Genomic DNA, 18,963 nt, shown 5'->3' with positions numbered 1-18,963 from the left:
AGCGATCAGGAATGGGGAACACGATGACCACGCCAATGGAGAAGAGCAGCAGCATGGGCTTTCCGTAACATGAAGAGATCAGCCTGCGATCGCAGTTCTACCAACTCCACCTGCTCTGCTGAGGTAAGAGTGTGCTCCTTGTTACGCTCCAACAACTCGAAATGCCGTGCCATCTCCTCCTCAGTCTTATGACCTGTAGCAACCTTCCATAGAGCTTCGTCTTCCAATCGGTTAAGAGCGGCTAAATCTGCCTTAAACTCATCGGGTGCATTCTCCCAATCTGGAGGACTACCGACCTTCAGCGCATGGAGCATGACCTCTTCGAGCGATCGCCCTGTTGCGATCGCCGTATTGACCAATCGCTGGTAGATAGGGTCTGGAAGTTGGAGTGTGACAGTTGCAGTCATACGAGGACAACAAGTTTATCTTCTTATATTCTACCGGGAGTATGTTGAGGAGGATAGGCACCGTGCAGCTACACTGATACCATAAGGGTCGCTTCTAAGAACACAGCAACCTACTCAATAATCTCTGAGCAAAGTGTTCCTGTAGTTGGTAGGCGATCGCAAAGCCGAAGGCAAAACTTGTAGAGCGAAGGAATTAAGTGAATAGTGGGGGACGGTTACACGTAACTTGATCTTGACGACCGCCCTCTCGGTACGACATCACTACCCCATTCGGTTTACCTCCATCGCGCATTTAGCACGATAATGTTTGGCGGAGAGTGACGCCGTTTAAACGGAGATTTGGAATTGACCACGATCGCTGATCTAATTTTTCTCTGAAAAACCCATTCAGCCCATCACTTTTTGCGACACAACCCCAAAAGGTTAGGTGATCAGGTTCTAGGAGGTAGAGGTGTGCCATAGATGAATACTCAGTTTATTGGATAGGCACTCAAAGCAGGAATCACTGACTTAGAACCTGCTGGACGAAGACCTGTCACTCTTATGCGGAGACGATCGGAAGGGGCAACGGTGATGCCGCGGCGCGTTGGGCGAATCGGTCTGGAATCCGCTAATGTCATTTCTAAACTGGATATGAACCCATATAGCACCAGCTTCATCTCAAATAGTGCAAAGGCAGCACCAATACAGCGTCGATCTCCCCCACCAAAGGGCAAATACTCGTAGGGTGAATACTGCCGCTCTAAGAACCGTTCAGGTCTAAATTGCTTCGGTTCTGGATAAACGGACTCACGATGATGAGCCAGATAAATGGATGGCATAAGCACGGTCCCCGGTTCTAACCCATAGCCTGCAACGTTCATTGGCTGCTTGACAATGCGCGGAAATGCACTGAGTGCGATGGGATAAAGGCGCAGCGTTTCCTGACATACGGCTTGCAGATAAGGCAGCCGGGCGATCGCGATCGGGTCAGCATCGCTGCCAAGGGCATTGATTTCTGCAAGTAGTTTGGTTTGCACGTGCGGCAAGGAGACAATCCAGTACAGTGCCCAGGCTAAGGCAGAGGCAGTTGTTTCGTGTCCTGCAAATAGCAGTGTAACTAGCTCATCCCGTAACTCTCCATCACTCATCGGTTGCCCTTTGGCATCACGGGCGGCCATCAGCAGTGCCAAGATATCCGTTCGCCCAGTGTCAGATTGGTTTCGGCGATCGGCAATCTCGGCGTAGAGCAAGTCATCCACCTGCTGCCGCAGGCGCAAAAAGCGTCCCCAGGGACTCCAGGCTCCCCAGTCCTTCTGCAAGAACGGGTAGAACAGAAACATCGCGCCCAATGGAGAGCCAAAGCCATCCAGCATCTGGCTCAGGGTCTGGCGTAACTGCTCATAACGCTGTCCTCCCTCCAACCCAAAGACTGCCTGCAAAATCACCTGGAGAGAAATGGACTGCATTGCCGGACGCACCGCAAAGGTTGCGCCAACCTTCCATGCACTGATAACCTCGGCCGTGATGGACTGAATTACCTGAGCATAAGACCGCATCCGATCGCCGTGGAAAGGTGGCATCAAAAGCTGCCGCTGCCGTTGATGAACTGCGCCTTCCAGCAGCACAATGCCATGTTCCCCAAGCAGTTCTTTCAGGATTTGGTTGCCTCGTCCTGCGCTTAGCTGCTCTGGCTTCGCGGTAAAAATCGCTTCCAACGCCTCGGGGCTGCTGCAATAAACCAGGGCAGGTGTCGCATCGGGCTGCGACACACGGTAATCGTCTCCATAGGCTTGACTGCGTGCCTCGATCGTTTCGAGCGGTTGAAAGAGGAAGCGCAATCCCCACAGACGGCGCTCCCAGATGGAGCTTTTGGGAGGACCGTTGAGCGATCGAGGTGCAATGTTAGTCATCATCCATCTCAATGGGTTAAAGCAAAGTGTGATTTAGAGGCAACAGCCACATTGTTTAAATTGTAGAGTTAGAGCCTTAACGTTCGTGCTGGAGAATAACGTGTGAGAGCGATCGCTCCTCCTTTCATCGTTCTGACCAATTTATGAACACCATGCCATTAAATGATTGCTCTTGTAGTATAATGTAGTATATTTGTCGGATACGGCAAGCTTAGAAGCAAAGGCCATAGACAAGAGGCGATGCGAAGCAGTTCTTCTACGGGTTATTGCCATCCTGCTCTTCCCTCCCGCTCACCTACACTCATTTATGCTGACGCTTAATCCAACAACCGATACAACTGCACTGGTCGCCCATGCTTTATCGAAGCAATATGGTGAAACACCTGTGGTTCAAGATGTTAGTTTCACCCTGAATTTTAGAGAAATTTTAGGGTTACTGGGTCCCAACGGGGCCGGAAAAACAACCATTGTGGGCATGCTTTACGGAGGAGTCGCCCCCAGCCGGGGGTTTGTGCAACTCGGCTCCACCCAGGTTCAGAGTGATGGGCGCACGGCGCGTGCCAAAATGGGCATTGTCACGCAGGAAGACAACCTCGATCCAGATTTTTCCGTTTTTGAAAATTTGCTCCATTTTGCTCATCACTACCGCGTCGTGGGCAAAGCTGCGAGAAAGCGAGTGGGTGAACTGTTGGCGCAGGTCCGTCTAGAAGAACACGCCCAGAAGCGCATTGATGAGCTTTCTGGAGGCTTGAAGCGTCGTCTGGTGCTTGCCCGTGCCCTGATCAACCATCCCCATGTCGTCTTTCTAGATGAACCGACGACTGGACTCGATCCCGATGCGCGGCAAGAATTCTGGAAGCTCGTCATTGACCTCAAACAACAGGGGTGTGGGGTGCTGTTGACGACTCACTACATGGACGAGGCACAACGGTTATGCGATCGCCTCCTGCTGCTTCAGCAAGGTCAGGTGATTGACCAAGGCACTCCAATCGAGCTAATCGATCGCACCATCGGCAAAGAAGTCGTTGAAATTGAAGGCGTGGATGAAGCAACACTTCAGGCGCTGGCAACCCAGTTCAATACCTGGTGTCGTCCGTTTGGTAGTGGTTACCTTTTGGCATTACCGCTTGTCCCCACCCCACTGTGGGATCATCTGGTTGCGGCCCAACCGCAACGCCTGACCCGTCGCTATGCCAATCTGGAAGATGTGTTCCTTCGTTTAACAGGAAAAGTTTTGGAATGAAACGCCTCTCTGCGACTCCCTGGGGAGTTTACTCCGTCTGGCATCGACACGCGAAAGTCTATCAGCGTACCTGGCTAGTCAACTTTTTGCCCCCGGTCACTGAACCCATCATGTACCTGATTGCCTTCGGCTTTGGGCTTTCTCCCCTAGTGGGAGACATCACCTATGCCGGGCAGCCCGTCTCTTATCTCCGGTTCATCGCTCCCGCCATGATCGCGATCGGAGTTTTGTTTCAATCCTTTTTTGAAGGCGGCTACGCTAGTTTCATCCGGCTTAATTTCCAAAAAACTTGGCAAGCGTTATTGACCGCTCCTTTAAGCTTCACAGAGGTATTTTTGGGAGACTGGTTGTGGGCAGCTACCAAAGGCATGATTGCAGGAAGTTTAACGGGACTGGTTGCTGTGATCTGGGGACTTTATTCTCCGCTCAACCTGCTACTCTCCTTACCGCTCATGCTTCTAGGTAGTCTCTTGTTCGGGGCAATGGGTCTACTCACTGCCGGAAGCGTCCGCCAGATCGATCAAATCAACATTCCTATCTTCCTGCTCATCATTCCCATGTTTACGTTGTGTGGCACTTACTTTCCCCGTGAAACACTTCCTCCCTTTCTACATGCGATCGCAACCGTTCTACCCCTTTCTTCAATGATCGATCTGCTGCGGTGGAATTTGGGGCTGCAACCTTATTGGTGGCTACAGCTTCTCTGGCTCATCACCTTGATGCTCATTTTTGTGAGTCTGGCAATCCGCAAAATTTATCCTCAACTGGTTAAGTAAACGTAATTACCTAATTCCAAACTGATTTACAGCAATGCTGCACCAAGGATAGGAGCCGGACTGAAGCAGGTTTTGTAACCTGTTGTATGAATGAAACGTAGCATCCTCGCTAGCACCTCCCATGAAATACATTCGCCTCGGTAACACTGGACTTAAAGTTTCGCGTATTTGCTTAGGGACGATGACCTACGGCAGTCCTCAATGGCGGGAATGGGTTTTGCCAGAAGACGAAAGCCGACCGTTTATCCAACGATCGCTGGAAGCAGGCATCAATTTCTTTGACACAGCGGATATGTATTCACTAGGTGAGAGTGAAGCCGTTTTGGGGCGGGCATTAAAGGAGCTTGCGAAACGGGAACAGGTGGTGATTGCCACGAAAATGTTTAACCCAATGAGCGATGATCCAAACGATCGTGGTCTGTCGCGAAAGCACATCTTTGATAGTATCGATGCTTCTTTGCGGCGGTTACAAACAGATTGACCTTTATCAGATTCATCGCTGGGATGATGAAACCCCCATTGAAGAAACGCTGGAAGCTCTACATGATCTGGTGAAAGTAGGCAAAGTCCGATACATTGGAGCGTCCAGTATGTATGCGTGGCAGTTTGCCAAAGCGTTGTATCTAGCAGATTTGCATGGCTGGAGCCGCTTTGTTTCGATGCAGAACCACTACAACCTAGTGTACCGGGAGGAAGAACGAGAGATGCTGCCGTTGTGTCGGGAAGAAGGGATTGGGGTGATTCCTTGGAGCCCACTAGCGCGAGGATTTTTGGCAGGAAATCGGCAAAAGGAACGAAAGGTGAAACAACCCGTGCGAAGACAGATGATTTTGCTCATCAGCTTTACTACCAAGATTCCGATTTTCAGGTGGTCGATCGCGTGGTTGAATTAGCCCAACAGCGCGGCGTGGCTCCGGCTCAAATTGCCCTAGCATGGTTGCTACATCAACCTGGAGTTACGGCTCCCATTATCGGAGCGAGCAAGATGAATCACCTGGAAGATGCTTTGTCAGCCCTGAAGATTGAGTTGACTGAAGCAGAGTGCCAACGGTTAGAGGAGCCATACCAGCCCCATCCAGTGCTGGGGCATCGGTAACTCTAGACTTGCTTCTACTGTAGGAAAAATCGTAAAAGGTTGCAGCCTGTTCCTGTTTGGCGCTCGCTCCAACCACTCACTCAAATCAGCGTTTCTAAAACAGTTGGGCGAACTGAAGCAGCGAAACTCATGACCTCAGTTCACCCGCGACAGATTGCCAATCTGGAACTGAATCTTAACTGCTTCAGCCAAGGTTCAGCGCTTTCGATCCATCTTCACTCTCTTATTTGGGTCTTGCTTGTGAACCCAAGCGAGGAATTTTTGTAGCTTTGGGTCTTGCTTTAGCTTTTCTAGAGTATTCAGGTGCAGTGCCAGATGGAAGTTGTCGTAGAGCGTATGGATTTGTCGGTGACAGGCAGAGCAAATTTGGATCGTGGGGCTAGGGTCGAGACCCTTGCGTTTCGTCTTTTGACGGGGAATCAGGTGGTGTTCGGTGAGAGCAGGCATCTCTCGATAGCAAAGTTCGCAGGGTTGCGGCATCGGTTAGAAATCAGCGGATGGTGAGGAACGGTGACACGTAACTTGATCCTAGCGATCGCCCTTCCGGTACGACATCACCATCCTATTCGGTTTACCCCCACTGCGATAGATTGAAGAAGGTAAGACAATCAGCGTGCAGCTTCGCTGATCCCAAAGGGATCGCTCCCCCTAACCAAGCAATTGGCTCCCGATATAATCTCTAACTAGAGAATTGCTTTGTAAATGATAGGCAATCCTAATGTTGAGGTCAGAGCCCTCTAACGAAATGACACGTAATCTTTCGGTCAATTTATAAAGGCTTGTAGGGGCCTGCAAATATTTAAGCGATGTGAAGCGCTCGCTGCTTCCGAGTTCACCACCCTTCTTCCATAGATACAATATCCCACAAGCGTTCTAGCAAATGGATCGTGTTGCCATTGAGCACGTTTACCTCTCCGGGAAGCTGCGAAGCAACCCCTACTGGAGCGGTATCGAGGTGTGCTTGCGGCCAGATTGTTTTCATTTCAATTGCAGCTTGATAATGAGAAATGACAGAGGAATGCGTCTCATCTGCAATCAGGTGTGCCCGTTCCCTCAACCAATAGATATGCCTAATTTCAACTGCTAGATGCGTCCTATTCAAAATCTACCTAATGATGTAACCAGAAATTCCAACAATTTACTCTTGCAATTATATATAGTACATTTGAACCAAATGCTTCGTAAGAATACGGATGACGCACCTCAGCCGAAAACGTTATGAAGGCGTTGGGACATTGCATGAGTTTGACGTGGAGTTTCTATGCCTGCCCAATGGACAGCAGATCAGGTATTAGCGCTGGCACCCGATGCAGCCTCTGCAAAAAATGGGCGTGGGTTGGCAATCTGTCAGAAGTGGATTTCTTTAGGCCAGCAGCAGTCCGTGATTTGGGGTGAGTGTCAGGGAAGTGGCAAAAATCCTTATCGGACGCAGATTGATCTGAGGGAACCTGCATTTCGTTGTACCTGCCCCAGCCGCAAATTTCCCTGCAAGCATGGGTTGGGACTGTTCCTGTTGCTAGCAGAGCAACCGGGGGAGATGGTTGAGACAGATCCCCCTGCTTGGGTTGCAGAATGGTTAGTCAGCAGGTCACAGCGGACGGAAAAACAAGCAGAGAAGCAGGCAAAACGACAGGAACAGACAGCCGATCGGATCGCACAAGCAAAGCGTGCAGCAGAACGGCAGCGTAAGGTGAGCGCAGGCATTCAAGAATTGCGCTTATGGCTAGAAGATCGGGTGCGGCAGGGATTGGCAACGCTGCCGCAGGAGTCCTATCAGATGTGGGATACGATCGCTGCTCGAATGGTCGATGCTCAGGCTCCCGGTCTGGCACAACAGTTACAAGAACTGGCTGGAATCATCCACACTGGTGCAGATTGGAGCGATCGGGTGCTGGAGCAATTAGGGCGGCTATATTTGCTCATCGAAGGCTTCGAGCAGATTGAAACCTTGCCAACCGCTGTGCAAGCTGATGTGCGGACTCAACTTGGCTGGTCACTGAATCAAGAGGAGGTCTTGACTGGGCAGGCTTACACAGACCTGTGGCTGGTGCTTGGGCAACGCACCGAGGAAGAGGAACGGTTGTGGGCACGGCGAACCTGGCTCTATGGAATTGCCACTCACACCTTTGCCCTCTTGCTGGATTTTGCCCACGGTCATCAACCGTTTGAGCAAAGCCTTTTATCGGGAGCGTGTCTGGAAGCGGAGTTGGTATTTTATCCCAGTGCTTATCCTTTGCGTGCCCTGATCAAAACGCGTCAGGAAGCGGCTGCCCTCCCAAAACCCCCACCCGGTATTGAGGCGATTACAGAAGCTATCGCTACCTACAGCAAGGCATTAGCGAGTTGCCCTTGGTTAGAACGGTTCCCCCTATTGCTGCAAGATGTGGTTCCACGGCAGGAGGAGAAAGGCTGGCTGCTTCAGGATCAACAGGGTGTAGTGTTGCCCCTCTCACGTCGAATGGAAGCAACTCAAGGATGGCAACTCCTAGCCCTGAGTGGAGGATATCCCCTTTCAGTGTTTGGTGAGTGGGATGGCACGTTCTTGAATGTATTGAGCGTTTGGGTAGAGGATTCCTACTATGGCTTTGGCAACTGATTCTCCTTGGCAAGCGATCGCCGCCGCTGCTTTGCTCGGCACAGAACGACAACCGTTTCAACTACCAAACATCTCTGGTAATTTAGGAAACTGCCTGTCTCAATTAAGCGATCGCCCCAACGAATCGGCACTCCTCTCTGCGGTTGGGATGGTGTCCCTACATCAGCGCGTTGGATGGCTTCCCGAAGCGCGATCGGTAACTCAAGTAGAATCCTGTTCATCGGAAGATCTTCCCCGATGCAGTCCTCGTGCTGCACGTTATTTACAGCAAATCCTTGAGGGGCAGTTTCCGCACCTGTTGAGCGAGTGGTTAGAGAAAGCCGCGATCTCTGGACAGCGTGTGCCTGAGATACTGCTCCCATCTCTGCTAGACAAAGGAAGACAGCAACGAGAATTGCGACCATCGGTTCTACCTGTTTTAGGACAACGGGGACGTTGGCTAGCAGCACAGAATCCTGATTGGAACTATGCGGTGGCTTTAACCACAGAAGCAGACTGGGAAACAGGAACGCCATCAGCACGATTGCTCTATTTGCAAGATCTGAGATCACACAATCCTGACCACGCTAGAGAATTGCTGCAATCAACCTGGAAGCAAGAAACAGCCAGCGATCGTGCCAAATTTCTGGAAGCCTGCCGTATTAGACTCAGCCCGGTAGATGAGCCATTTTTAGAAGCGACATTGGGCGATCGGAGTAAGGAAGCCCGGCGAGTTGCAGTGGATTTACTCGCGAGTCTGCCCACCTCACGCCTGTGCCAACACGTAACGGAACACACTTGTCGCTATCTCTCACTTGAGCGCGAGGGACCATCCTTGCACGTGCAGCTACCCAAGCACCTAGATGAAACGCTGATTCAACTTGGGTTTGAACTAAAACCATTGTCCTCCGTAAATAATAAGGTGGGTGAAAAAGCCTGGTGGCTTTTGCAAATGCTGGGTGCAACTTCACCTAGCACCTGGACCGAGCAATCGCAGATGTCACCACGGCAAATCGTCAAGCTAGCCCAATCCCATGAATGGCAGAATGTTTTGCTCGATGGATTTGCATTAGCAGCCAAGCGTCAGGGAAACCATGAATGGTTGGAGGAAGTTATCAGAGTTTGGTTTGCCGGACAAGCATCAATTAATAGAAATGTGGTGCTCGTTGACCTTGGTACTGAAGCTTTAGTTAATGCGTTGTCTGGAGATCGCCATGATGCTCTCTTAATTGATCTGTTCCAGGTTTCTCATAGAAAAATCAATGATTCATTAACGATTTGGTTGCTTCGTTCCAGTTCACAACTATGGAGCTTTGACTTAGCTCGTCTCGTTTTGGATGGATTGGAGAAACATTTGAATAACACCAAAACTTTTTCAAATTCTGATTGGGAACTTAGATCTGCTCTCAAAGAATTTGCTCGTTTTATTCCAGTTAGCCTCACTTCAGAAGTCATGCGGTTACGTGAAAGGCTAGCGAATGATTCTCCCTGGGTGAATAGTATGAACGACCTCATAGCATTACTAGAATTTCGCAAAGACATGACACAGGCATTTGGAGTAGAAGACGGGAATCAGGAAATAGTTAACAAGCTTGGATAATTCTTCTGCATTAATTTCATCAACACTAGAGCATCAACTATGGCAGCCACAAAATCTAAAACTCAACACTCTAACTCCCAATCCCCAACCTCCAATTCCTCTCTCCTCCGCGAACATGCCGAACAGCAGTTTGCTCATGAGCTAGACGAACTGGCAAAAGCCGATACTCGTCAGCGACCGCCAAATTGGAAGCTTTCTCCTTGGGCAGTATCAACCTACTTATTAGGAGGCAAACTAGACAATGGTTTTGAAGTAACTCCCAAGTACATCGGCAACCGCCGTTTGATGGAAGTGGCGATCGCAACTCTTGCCACCGATCGCGCCTTACTGCTGTATGGCGTTCCAGGTACAGCAAAGTCCTGGGTGTCTGAGCATTTAGCAGCAGCAGTTTCCGGTGATTCTACTATGCTGATTCAGGGAACGGCTGGCACGAGCGAGGAAGCCATTCGTTACGGCTGGAACTATGCTCGGCTGCTGGCAGACGGTCCTTCAATGGAGGCATTAGTTGACAGTCCCATGATGCGGGCAATGGCAGACGGCAAAATCGCCCGTGTGGAAGAACTCACTCGCATTCCTTCTGATGTGCAAGATACATTGATTACTGTTTTGTCAGAAAAGACACTGCCCGTTCCTGAACTGAATACAGAAGTGCAGGCGACTAAAGGGTTTAACGTGATTGCCACAGCTAATAATCGCGATCGCGGTGTCAACGAACTCTCTAGCGCCCTCAAACGTCGGTTTAATACGGTGATTCTACCCGTTCCCAACACGATCGAAGAAGAAGTCAGCATCGTGCAACAACGAGTGACAAGCCTGGGACGAGCATTAGAACTGCCTGCCGAGGTTCCGGCTCTAGAGGAAATTCAGCGAGTGGTGACGATCTTTCGAGAATTACGAAGTGGAGTAACCATTGATGGCAAAACAAAACTCAAATCTCCAACAGGAACGCTCAGCCCAGCAGAAGCGATTTCAGTCGTGAACAGTGGAATGTCCCTCTCTGCTCACTTTGGTGATGGCTCTCTAACGGCTAGTGATCTGATTTCTGGTTTAGTTGGAGCTGTTGTGAAAGACCCTGTACAGGATCAGGTTGTCTGGAAGGAGTATCTGGAAACCGTTGTCAAAGAACGGGACGGTTGGAAAGATTTGTATCGCGCTAGCCGTGCGATGCTCTAGGGGCAATCCTCATGTCAATTCACATTTTTGGAATTCGTCATCATGGACCTGGCTCTGCTCGCAGTCTTTGTCAGGCGTTGACGCAACTTCAGCCAGACATTGTGCTGGTGGAAGGACCGCCCGATGCAGAGGCAGTTTTGCCTCTGCTGATTGATCCTCAGATGCGTCCACCTGTCGCATTGCTGGTTTATTCACCCGAAAACCCTCAGCAGGCAGCTTATTACCCTTTTGCAGTGTTTTCTCCAGAGTGGAAAGCCATTCACTATGGGCTGACTCAGCAGATTCCTGTCCGGTTCATGGACTTACCCCAAACTCATCGACTTGCGATGGGAATGGAAGATAAGGAGCAGGGATTAGCGAATAAAGAACAGCCGGAGGATGGGGAGAAAGACGAAACAGAATCATCAGCACTCCCCCAACCCCCAATTCCTAATCTCTACGATGATCCCTTGAGCCTTCTTGCGCAAGCAGCAGGATACAGCGACGGCGAACGTTGGTGGGAACATCTGGTCGAACAACGGCAAGATAGCACGGAGTTGTTTGCTGCCATTCTAGAAGCGATGACCGTGCTGCGATGCTCCCTGGGAACGGCTACGCCAACAGAGGTGGGGCAACTTGCCTCTCACTTTGATTCGTTGGAACGGTATCGAGAAGCCTATATGTGGAAGACCATCCGCGAAGCAGAAAAGCAAGGTTTTCAACGAATTGCTGTTGTCTGTGGCGCATGGCACGCGCCTGCTTTAGCAACGATGCCACCTGCCAAAGAAGATGTTGCCTTGCTAAAGGGACTCCCAAAACTTAAGGTTGAAGCGACTTGGGTTCCTTGGACGTATGGACGATTGACGATTAGCAGTGGCTACGGAGCAGGAATTGAATCTCCTGGTTGGTATCAGCATTTGTGGGAACAGGGAAAACGGAGCGTTGGCGGAGCCCCTCTTCTAGAGAATCCCACCCAATCATCACTTGGCACCACCAGTAGTTCGATTCGTTGGATGACGAAGGTTGCTCGATCGCTGCGAAAACAAGATCTGGATGCCTCTTCCGCCAGCGTCATTGAAGCGGTTCGATTAGCTGAAACATTAGCAGCATTGCGCGATCGTCCCCTTCCGGGTCTCCTTGAATTAAATGAAGCCACCCAAACGGTTCTTTGTTTTGGTGATGCACTGCCAATGCAGTTGATTCATCAGCAGCTCATTGTGGGTGAACGGTTGGGTAAGGTTCCTGCCGAAACCCCAATGATTCCTCTGCAACAGGATTTACAGCGACAGCAGAAGCGACTGCGGCTTAAACCAGAAGCAACAGAAACCAATCTGGATCTGGATCTTCGTAAACCTCTAGATTTAGAGCGATCGCACCTGTTACATCGACTCAACCTATTGGAGATCCCTTGGGGACGGCAACAATCTACAGGTAACACGAAAGGCACCTTCCGCGAATCCTGGCAGCTCCAGTGGCAGCCAGAGTTTGCCATTCACTTGATTGAAGCAGGAATCTGGGGCAATACGATTGAAACGGCTGCCACGACATGGACGTGCGATCGTGCCAATCAAGCCAACCTGCCCAACCTCACTAAGCTGATTGATCAAACCCTGCTGGCAAATCTCTCCCAGGCGATCGTTCACCTGATGAAATGTCTAGAATCAGAAGCTGCTCTGGCAAGCGATATGGCACATCTGACGAATGCTTTGCCGCCTCTAGTCAATGTGATGCGCTACGGTACAGTGCGCCAGTTTGAAACAACAACGGTGGGGCATGTCGTTAACGGGCTGATTACTCGCGTTTGCATTGGTCTACCCGTTGCTGCGGCTTCTCTGGATGATGATGCAGCAACTCAAATGCATCAGCAGGTGAACGACGTGAATGGAGCGATCGCGATTCTTCAACAACCTGATGCTTTAGAAATGTGGCAACAGGTTCTCCTTCAACTGGTAGACCAGCAGGGGTTACATGGGCTGGTGGCAGGGCGCTGCTGTCGCCTACTCTTTGAAGCCGGAGTCTTTCAGCCAGAAAATACGGCGCGACGACTGGGATTGGCACTCTCAACTGCCAGCGAACCTGCTCAAGCCGCCGCCTGGATTGAAGGATTTTTAGCAGGCAGTGGGTTATTGCTGCTCCATAATCCAACGCTTTGGCAAGTTTTAGACGACTGGGTAACTCAGCTATCGAGTGAGACGTTTACTGCAATTTTGCCGCTGTTGCGCCGCACCTTTTCTACCTTTGCTGCCCCTGAACGCCGCCAAATGGGAGAGCGAGTTCGGCAGGGAAATAGTCATCCCCCTGTATTCATCAAAGCGGGTTCGTTTGATAGCGATCGCGCCGATACCGTTCTCCCGCTTGTTGCCCAATTACTTGGTATTGCACCATGACGGACTCTCCTTCAACAGAACGATTGAGACGCTGGCGGCTCATCCTCGGTGGTGGGGCAGCGGATGGCATTTGCGGTTCACCGAACGGCAATGGCATGGAAGGTGACGGCTTTAGTCTAGGAGGGGCAGATCAAGCGATTGATCAGACGTTGAGTGCGCTTTACGAGAGCGATCGTCAAGGTGGACTGGGTGCTTCCTCACCGAAAGTCGCGCGTTGGTTGGGTGACATTCGCACCTACTTTCCCACTTCGGTTGTAAAAGTGATGCAGCAAGATGCCTTGAATCGGCTTAATCTGCACCAAATGTTACTGGAACCAGAACTGCTAGAGGCAGTAGAACCTGATGTGCATCTGGTCTCTAACCTGCTGTCACTAAGTGGGGTAATGCCCGGTAAGACAAAAGAAACTGCTCGAATTGTGGTCAGACGAGTCGTTGAAGATCTGATCCGCAAACTTGAAAATCCAACTCGGCAGGCAGTTTTGGGTAGCCTCAATCGTTCCGTTCGCAACCGTCGTCCCCGCCATCATGAAATTGATTGGCATCGGACAATTCGCGCCAACCTGAAACACTATCAGCCTCAATACCGCACCATCATTCCTGAAATTCGGATCGGCTTTGGACGCAAACGTTCTGCCCTGCGAAACATCATTCTCTGCGTGGATCAGAGTGGTTCAATGGCAACCTCCGTCGTTTATGCCGGAATTTTTAGTGCCGTCTTGGCATCGCTCCCGGCAGTGCAAACCCATATGGTTGTGTTTGATACAGTAGTGGTTGACCTGACTGACTTGCTGCAAGACCCGGTTGAGGTTTTATTTGGAACTCAGCTAGGAGGCGGCACTGACATTAATCAGGCACTCGCTTACTGCCAAGGGCTGATTCGTCAACCACAGGATACGATTCTGGTGTTGATTAGCGACCTGTATGAGGGTGGTAACCAGGATGAAATGCGAAAGCGCATCAGTAGCCTCGTTGCTTCAGGAATTCAATTCATCACCCTGCTGGCACTTAATGATGATGGTGCACCCTGCTATGACCATAGCAACACTCAATTCATGGCATCTCTGGGTATCCCTGCGTTTGCCTGTACGCCCGATCGCTTCCCAGATCTGATGGCAGCCGCCATTAACCGTCAAGATCTCAACCAGTGGGCAGCACAGCAGATTACCTAGCTTGACTGTAATGCTGCAAATCTTCCCACACTGCTATAAGAATCCAACTGCTTAGTTGGATGACCATAACTCATCTGATGTCAGTAGCTAGAAATTATCACTTTGTTAGGACTAGAAAGGGGTGTCTATCAATGGTTTGAGCGACCGAAATCCCGCCACAAATGTGAAAGCATCTAGAAGCTCAAGACACAGTAAGCAAGAATTTGTTTTGACTGCAGAACGATTTCGCGCCACGAATTTGATAATGCGACTCAATAAGTGCCGAGATAAAAAACGATAAAACCTTTGTGGGACAAGAATTTTACGCTTTATAGCGTTGCGCCACGAATTTGAAAGCCGCGCCATTTCTTATAAAACGTACAGCCGTCACGCTATTTTGCCGTACCATCGCTTGCTCTAAATTGGGCGAACTGAAGCAGCGAAACTCACAACTCCAGTTCACCCGCAACAGATTGCCAATCTGGAACTGATTTCAACTGAATTCACTGGACGAAAAAGTGAATGGCTCCTTTGGGTACAATCGTCACTTTCCGTCGAATCGGCTCTACTGGGGCCTGCTGCTCAAATAGCAATTACTCTCCCTAATAAAGCACTCTGCTCCTGATGTAATCTCTACTCATAGGATTGCTCCATGAGCGGTAGGCAATCGCAGCGTGAAGGTGAAACTGCTCCAACGGAATGACACGTAATCCTCCGGTAAATTTAGTAAAGCTTGAAACTAATGATTCGTGTAGGTTTCGGCTTCCAAGCTAACGAAATGACATGTAATTCTTTGGCGATCGCAGAAAATGATGAAATCGTTTTAGGGTAAAGATTTCAAGCAACGACTTACGAGATGACATTTATTTCTTCGGTAGCCCCACGAAATGACACGTAATTCTTCGGTTGAGTTTTCTTTAAAAATTGATGGTCAAAAAATCTAAAAGGCTCGCGGGACAAGGCTTTGAGCCGAAGAGCGATTGTGACATTCATTCCTTCGGTTGTGACACTTATTTCTTCGCTCTACAGTGAAGCAGTCAACACCAGCTTCGAGATCCACGATCGCAAGATTGCTAGTCTCGAACAAGAGGTGCTGCATCTGAGAGCTTTGTCGTGTCCGTTGCCACCGCTCAAAACTGGTAAATAAAAAAGCACCTGGTGACACAGGTGCTGCTCAACTCTATTTGTACAGCCATAATGCCCTAAGCCAGCAGATCCAGACCTTCTTGGTATAAATCTTGGGGTAATTCGCCTTCATCCAAAGCGCGGCGAATCCATGCTTCTAGCAATTTAATGCGCTCCTCTTTCACATCGACCTTGAATTCCAGACTGACCAGAAGTTCAGTTTTTTGGTCAACTTTTGGCTCTGGTTTGACCTTCTCTGAAGGTTGTTCACCGACCCAGCCAGGGAGGAAGGGTTGAGTTTTGCCGTCTGGGGTTTCGCAGTAGACAAATTCTCCTTCTGACCGCTCAACTTTTACCGACTGCCCATAGTAGGGGCTTTCTTTTTCGGTGACGGTGTATTGCTCCCCTGGCGCTAGCTTAGAGGCCGCGTTGTGGCTTTTGGCAGAATACAGCGCGATTTTGACCTGCTTGTGGGTCACAGGTTCACCGGCTTCTGCTTGCTCTAGAAACTCTTCTTTCACCTCATCCGGTGTGGATGAAGAGGCTAATAGATACAGTGCAGACGGTGCGATCGTGTCCAAATTGGCAAATTTTGCCATTTTGTCAGCCACCAACATGTACTGCCTGGCCAGCCGCTCACTCCAATCAAACTCAGTTCTGAGCCAATCGCCAAACAAGCCATGCCCTAAGCGAGACTTGACCTCTAGCAACTTCTGCCCAATCTCGATCGTATCTTGAGCCGAACGCCGAATGAGCGATTTAATCTCGCCCGTGCGTTGCTGTACGACCACACGGGCTTCTACCTCCAACGTTTCGTAACTAAAATCGCGCATCACTTCTACTGTCATCCCTCAACCCTCGCTCAACGTCTTTAATTGCTTTGCCCCTTGCTCTAGCCAGAGATTGACCTGCTCAACTGTGACTCTGTGCTTTTTGGCGATCGCCCCTTCAGTCATCCCAGATATGTGCTTCTCAATCAGCACACTTTGAATTGGTTCTCTCAGGCGAGCGACCGAGGTTTTGAACCAGGAATAGTCAGTTTTGACAATGCCGCCGATGGCATCTTCCCCATTGAGCGATTCATCGAGATTGCTCACCGGTGGCAGATTATAGGCATCCCACGCGACGCGCCACTTGGATTCGGTGATATTGATTCCTCTGATCACCTGGGCTTCGTCAATCTCCATGCCTTGGGCCTTGAGTTTGCGCTGTAGCCGCCTCACTCGTGACACCAGCTCAATCCCTCGACGCGGCTTCTTAATGACGCTGTAGCCATGATCGCGGTTGTGGTGCTGAATCTCACCCTTGATGTAGGGCACAGCAAAAGAGCTAAAGGCGTTGCCTGTGCTGGGATCAAACTTTTCCACAGCGCGAATCAGCCCGATCGCAGCGATTTGCTCCAAATCCTCATACGGTTCTGGGCACTCCGAGGCAGCACGGTGAGCAATTTCACGGGCTAGTCCAATATTTTGCTCCACAATCTGATTTCTCAGTCGAATTGCGGCATCAGTTTTTGTCCCAGCTTGTCGTGCTTCAAAATACTTCCAAAACAACGCCTCTAGCGATGGCTTAGTCATGGTTAAAATACTCAATCTTTCGCAGCTATGCGTATAGTTTGGCTATAAAAGATTACAAATATTAAGGTGTTAATACTTAGGTTTTTACGGTCTGATAAATGAGGTGTACGTAAAGAACAAAAGAATACTTAAAAAAGTCTTAAACCTCGGCAAAAATAGGGCGAGTCGTCACTTATACCTGAGATTATGCGTCGAGAAAACTTTCAAATTGGGGACGTTGTTGTTCCAAAAGATTGGGCTTGGCTGTGGGCACGGAGGCAAGACTTATACCTGCTCACCGTCGTTGAAATCTACCCCTGCACCGTTCAACGATACTCCCGACTGTGGATCATCAAGCTTCGAGTGGACATCTTCAATGTGTGGGGGCGATTTGTGGATCACTTTCTGTGTTCGCAATTCGCGAATGACTACAAGCTACGTACCACGCCCCTTCAAAGTCAGATGGGATCAGCAGCTTCCGTAGTTTTAGCTCCTGTAGAGATCGTTGCTCAATGCCATCTAACACCTTGACGATGTTGCCATAGAGAATGGCGATCGTGTTGATGCGATCAAGTACTTTTTCTAACCGCTCTTCCGTGCATTCATTCTCGTGATGGTATGCATGGATCACGTTGCGGACAGCAATATCTATTTCTTCTAGCTCAAAAATAATTCGGCTGGTGTTGTGAGTCATGGCAGCGCTACAGACTGCCCTAGCATTCACGCTTTTGAATTGTGTTGCTTTGATGAAGGGATGGCGGAAGATTGTAAGGGCAATAAAAAGAGCGATTCACACAAATTAAGACTTCCGGTAGTTCATCCCCCTAAAGGTAGAGTTAGGGAAGAATTGTTCTAGTTTCTGAACGTTGCCCTATGAGAACGATAACGGCTCCCTCTACTCCTTTAGACGGAATCTCAGATCAAGAACTGTGGGAATTCGCGCAAGTTGTGGCGATCGTGGATGAATCTTTAGCAGCTCGCGTCAGCTTTCTAACAGTGGTTGAGCGGCATCCATTCTTGCGGGGGAGGGCGCGCAACCAGGACTGAACGAGATCAACTCTGCTCGGTCTTCCATTCATGAAGCCGTTGCGCTCTCCACGAAGGAGCATTTGGTCAGAGCCGGAGCCATTACCCCTAGCGGCGTCGATTTAGATGTACTGAGGGCCTATTGTCAGCGCCATATCGATGCTAAACACGGACGGAAGCAGCGGTATATTTTTTAACGACATTTGGGTTTCCGTCCGATCGGCGGCAGTGACGGCACCCGCAGAATAGTGGTCGTCGTTTCTTGAGGCGGCGGGGCGGCTGGCAGTTTGCAGAGGCTGATCGGCTTTGCGGTGGGCTTTGCCTTGGCAATGGCTTGGGGCGGGATATCTCGAATTAGCGCGGACGGCGTAGGCAGCGAGGGAGCCGTGCAAGTGGCAACCGTTAGTGCAGTTAAGCCTTGAATCATTGGACAAATCATCTAAGTTCTGGGGGCAACGATGCGGCTAGAGTGCCCTCCTTATTGCAGAAAGTGAGATCAAAAATGAGATCTCATTTTTCCGTGCGTCAAAACTTCTTTACCGCAAAGGTTTACAGTTTCACTTACTACCCTAGAGTAGTAGGGGTCGCAGGTTCAAATCCTGTCGCTCCGATAGATGAAAAGCCAGTCAGTGACTGGCTTTTGTCGTTTCTAGGTAAGGCTTCTAAAGATTCCCAATTCTCAATAAGGGGTTCATAGAATATCACTTTGGCTAGGGGAAACTCAGAAATTGGTATCAAATTGGTATTGGATACCAATCGCTTCACGTCCTGAAAAAAGGACAGATGCCAATGCCAAAAACAGAGAACTTCAAGGGTAATTTACGCCTACGTTGGTCATATCGCGGCACGCGCCATTGTTTGATCCTTGGCTTAGCGGATAGCGCCCGAAATCGTGTAATCGCACAGATGAAGGCGGATGAGATTGAGACATCCACTAGACTTAATCGGCAATAGCTTAATCTAGAAGACATATAGTTATT

Annotated in this window: 18 protein-coding genes and 1 pseudogene; 11 read left to right on the top strand and 8 right to left on the bottom strand. The window is 49.8% G+C overall.

Annotated features, from left to right (window positions below; translation table 11 throughout):
• Positions 1 to 5: 5 nt before the first annotated feature.
• Complete coding sequence (locus tag AC5I6P_RS03455; RefSeq protein ID WP_495692362.1) at positions 6 to 407, bottom strand: hypothetical protein; 402 nt, start codon at positions 405 to 407, stop codon at positions 6 to 8.
• Between the two features lie 470 nt (positions 408 to 877).
• On the bottom strand, positions 878 to 2,302 hold the full coding sequence (locus tag AC5I6P_RS03450; RefSeq protein WP_495692361.1) for a cytochrome P450: 1,425 nt from the start codon (positions 2,300 to 2,302) through the stop codon (positions 878 to 880).
• A 304-nt stretch (positions 2,303 to 2,606) separates the two neighbouring features.
• Here AC5I6P_RS03450 and AC5I6P_RS03445 point away from each other — a divergent pair, with 304 nt between their 5' ends.
• From AC5I6P_RS03445 to AC5I6P_RS03430, 4 genes and pseudogenes are all read left to right on the top strand, one after another.
• Positions 2,607 to 3,542, top strand: a complete 936-nt coding sequence (locus AC5I6P_RS03445) for an ABC transporter ATP-binding protein (RefSeq protein ID WP_495692360.1) — start codon at positions 2,607 to 2,609, stop codon at positions 3,540 to 3,542.
• Positions 3,539 to 4,318, top strand: coding sequence for an ABC transporter permease (locus AC5I6P_RS03440; protein ID WP_495692359.1), 780 nt, complete (start codon positions 3,539 to 3,541; stop codon positions 4,316 to 4,318). Before AC5I6P_RS03445 ends, AC5I6P_RS03440 begins: the two co-directional genes overlap by 4 nt.
• A gap of 121 nt (positions 4,319 to 4,439) precedes the next feature.
• Positions 4,440 to 5,211 (top strand): annotated as a pseudogene (locus AC5I6P_RS03435) (aldo/keto reductase).
• Complete coding sequence (locus tag AC5I6P_RS03430) at positions 5,199 to 5,414, top strand: aldo/keto reductase (protein WP_495692358.1); 216 nt, start codon at positions 5,199 to 5,201, stop codon at positions 5,412 to 5,414. Before AC5I6P_RS03435 ends, AC5I6P_RS03430 begins: the two are co-directional and overlap by 13 nt.
• A gap of 195 nt (positions 5,415 to 5,609) precedes the next feature.
• Here the strand turns inward: AC5I6P_RS03430 and AC5I6P_RS03425 are convergent, their stop codons facing one another.
• Complete coding sequence (locus tag AC5I6P_RS03425) at positions 5,610 to 5,894, bottom strand: HNH endonuclease (protein ID WP_495692357.1); 285 nt, start codon at positions 5,892 to 5,894, stop codon at positions 5,610 to 5,612.
• A 352-nt stretch (positions 5,895 to 6,246) separates the two neighbouring features.
• A complete protein-coding gene (locus tag AC5I6P_RS03420; RefSeq protein ID WP_495692356.1) occupies positions 6,247 to 6,396 on the bottom strand; it encodes a hypothetical protein in 150 nt (49 codons plus the stop codon).
• Between the two features lie 279 nt (positions 6,397 to 6,675).
• Here AC5I6P_RS03420 and AC5I6P_RS03415 point away from each other — a divergent pair, with 279 nt between their 5' ends.
• The 6 genes from AC5I6P_RS03415 (at position 6,676) to AC5I6P_RS03390 (ending at position 15,423) form a co-directional block, all read left to right on the top strand.
• The gene (locus AC5I6P_RS03415) at positions 6,676 to 8,010 is read left to right on the top strand and encodes an SWIM zinc finger family protein (protein ID WP_495692355.1); all 1,335 of its coding nucleotides are present in this window, start codon (positions 6,676 to 6,678) and stop codon (positions 8,008 to 8,010) included.
• Positions 7,994 to 9,589 carry a DUF5691 domain-containing protein gene (locus AC5I6P_RS03410; protein WP_495692354.1) on the top strand — a complete coding sequence of 532 codons (1,596 nt, stop codon included), beginning with the start codon at positions 7,994 to 7,996 and terminating at the stop codon, positions 9,587 to 9,589. Before AC5I6P_RS03415 ends, AC5I6P_RS03410 begins: the two co-directional genes overlap by 17 nt.
• A gap of 39 nt (positions 9,590 to 9,628) precedes the next feature.
• A complete protein-coding gene (locus AC5I6P_RS03405; RefSeq protein WP_495692353.1) occupies positions 9,629 to 10,762 on the top strand; it encodes an ATP-binding protein in 1,134 nt (377 codons plus the stop codon).
• 11 nt (positions 10,763 to 10,773) lie between these two features.
• Complete coding sequence (locus AC5I6P_RS03400; RefSeq protein ID WP_495692352.1) at positions 10,774 to 13,128, top strand: DUF5682 family protein; 2,355 nt, start codon at positions 10,774 to 10,776, stop codon at positions 13,126 to 13,128.
• Positions 13,125 to 14,297, top strand: coding sequence for a VWA domain-containing protein (locus tag AC5I6P_RS03395; RefSeq protein WP_495692351.1), 1,173 nt, complete (start codon positions 13,125 to 13,127; stop codon positions 14,295 to 14,297). Before AC5I6P_RS03400 ends, AC5I6P_RS03395 begins: the two co-directional genes overlap by 4 nt.
• A gap of 982 nt (positions 14,298 to 15,279) precedes the next feature.
• Positions 15,280 to 15,423 carry a hypothetical protein gene (locus AC5I6P_RS03390; protein ID WP_495692350.1) on the top strand — a complete coding sequence of 48 codons (144 nt, stop codon included), beginning with the start codon at positions 15,280 to 15,282 and terminating at the stop codon, positions 15,421 to 15,423.
• A 55-nt stretch (positions 15,424 to 15,478) separates the two neighbouring features.
• Here the strand turns inward: AC5I6P_RS03390 and AC5I6P_RS03385 are convergent, their stop codons facing one another.
• From AC5I6P_RS03385 to AC5I6P_RS03375, 3 genes are all read right to left on the bottom strand, one after another.
• Positions 15,479 to 16,249: a DUF3102 domain-containing protein gene (locus tag AC5I6P_RS03385; protein ID WP_495692349.1), complete on the bottom strand. Its 771-nt coding sequence runs from the start codon at positions 16,247 to 16,249 to the stop codon at positions 15,479 to 15,481.
• A 3-nt stretch (positions 16,250 to 16,252) separates the two neighbouring features.
• Positions 16,253 to 16,978, bottom strand: a complete 726-nt coding sequence (locus AC5I6P_RS03380) for a sigma-70 family RNA polymerase sigma factor (protein WP_495692348.1) — start codon at positions 16,976 to 16,978, stop codon at positions 16,253 to 16,255.
• Positions 16,979 to 17,330: 352 nt separating this feature from the next.
• Entirely contained in the window at positions 17,331 to 17,651 is a 321-nt protein-coding gene (locus AC5I6P_RS03375; protein ID WP_495692347.1) for a hypothetical protein, read from the bottom strand.
• Between the two features lie 179 nt (positions 17,652 to 17,830).
• Between AC5I6P_RS03375 and AC5I6P_RS03370 the strand changes: the two genes are divergently transcribed.
• Positions 17,831 to 18,004, top strand: coding sequence for a hypothetical protein (locus AC5I6P_RS03370; RefSeq protein ID WP_495692346.1), 174 nt, complete (start codon positions 17,831 to 17,833; stop codon positions 18,002 to 18,004).
• A gap of 172 nt (positions 18,005 to 18,176) precedes the next feature.
• Here the strand turns inward: AC5I6P_RS03370 and AC5I6P_RS03365 are convergent, their stop codons facing one another.
• Complete coding sequence (locus AC5I6P_RS03365) at positions 18,177 to 18,422, bottom strand: hypothetical protein (protein ID WP_495692345.1); 246 nt, start codon at positions 18,420 to 18,422, stop codon at positions 18,177 to 18,179.
• Positions 18,423 to 18,963 lie beyond the last annotated feature (541 nt).

It is taken from the genome of Myxacorys sp., assembly GCF_059501405.1.
This window is presented reverse-complemented; position numbering and strand designations above follow the sequence as displayed.

Bases quoted from the DNA above. Each gene is read 5' to 3' on its own strand.
- AC5I6P_RS03455 (WP_495692362.1), bottom strand. From the start codon at position 407: ATGACTGCAACTGTCACACTCCAACTTCCAGACCCTATCTACCAGCGA.
- AC5I6P_RS03450 (WP_495692361.1), bottom strand. From the start codon at position 2,302: ATGATGACTAACATTGCACCTCGATCGCTCAACGGTCCTCCCAAAAGC.
- AC5I6P_RS03445 (WP_495692360.1), top strand. From the start codon at position 2,607: ATGCTGACGCTTAATCCAACAACCGATACAACTGCACTGGTCGCCCAT.
- AC5I6P_RS03440 (WP_495692359.1), top strand. From the start codon at position 3,539: ATGAAACGCCTCTCTGCGACTCCCTGGGGAGTTTACTCCGTCTGGCAT.
- AC5I6P_RS03425 (WP_495692357.1), bottom strand. From the start codon at position 5,894: ATGCCGCAACCCTGCGAACTTTGCTATCGAGAGATGCCTGCTCTCACC.
- AC5I6P_RS03420 (WP_495692356.1), bottom strand. From the start codon at position 6,396: ATGAAAACAATCTGGCCGCAAGCACACCTCGATACCGCTCCAGTAGGG.
- AC5I6P_RS03415 (WP_495692355.1), top strand. From the start codon at position 6,676: ATGCCTGCCCAATGGACAGCAGATCAGGTATTAGCGCTGGCACCCGAT.
- AC5I6P_RS03410 (WP_495692354.1), top strand. From the start codon at position 7,994: ATGGCTTTGGCAACTGATTCTCCTTGGCAAGCGATCGCCGCCGCTGCT.
- AC5I6P_RS03405 (WP_495692353.1), top strand. From the start codon at position 9,629: ATGGCAGCCACAAAATCTAAAACTCAACACTCTAACTCCCAATCCCCA.
- AC5I6P_RS03400 (WP_495692352.1), top strand. From the start codon at position 10,774: ATGTCAATTCACATTTTTGGAATTCGTCATCATGGACCTGGCTCTGCT.
- AC5I6P_RS03395 (WP_495692351.1), top strand. From the start codon at position 13,125: ATGACGGACTCTCCTTCAACAGAACGATTGAGACGCTGGCGGCTCATC.
- AC5I6P_RS03385 (WP_495692349.1), bottom strand. From the start codon at position 16,249: ATGACAGTAGAAGTGATGCGCGATTTTAGTTACGAAACGTTGGAGGTA.
- AC5I6P_RS03380 (WP_495692348.1), bottom strand. From the start codon at position 16,978: ATGACTAAGCCATCGCTAGAGGCGTTGTTTTGGAAGTATTTTGAAGCA.
- AC5I6P_RS03375 (WP_495692347.1), bottom strand. From the start codon at position 17,651: ATGACTCACAACACCAGCCGAATTATTTTTGAGCTAGAAGAAATAGAT.
- AC5I6P_RS03370 (WP_495692346.1), top strand. From the start codon at position 17,831: ATGAGAACGATAACGGCTCCCTCTACTCCTTTAGACGGAATCTCAGAT.
- AC5I6P_RS03365 (WP_495692345.1), bottom strand. From the start codon at position 18,422: ATGATTTGTCCAATGATTCAAGGCTTAACTGCACTAACGGTTGCCACT.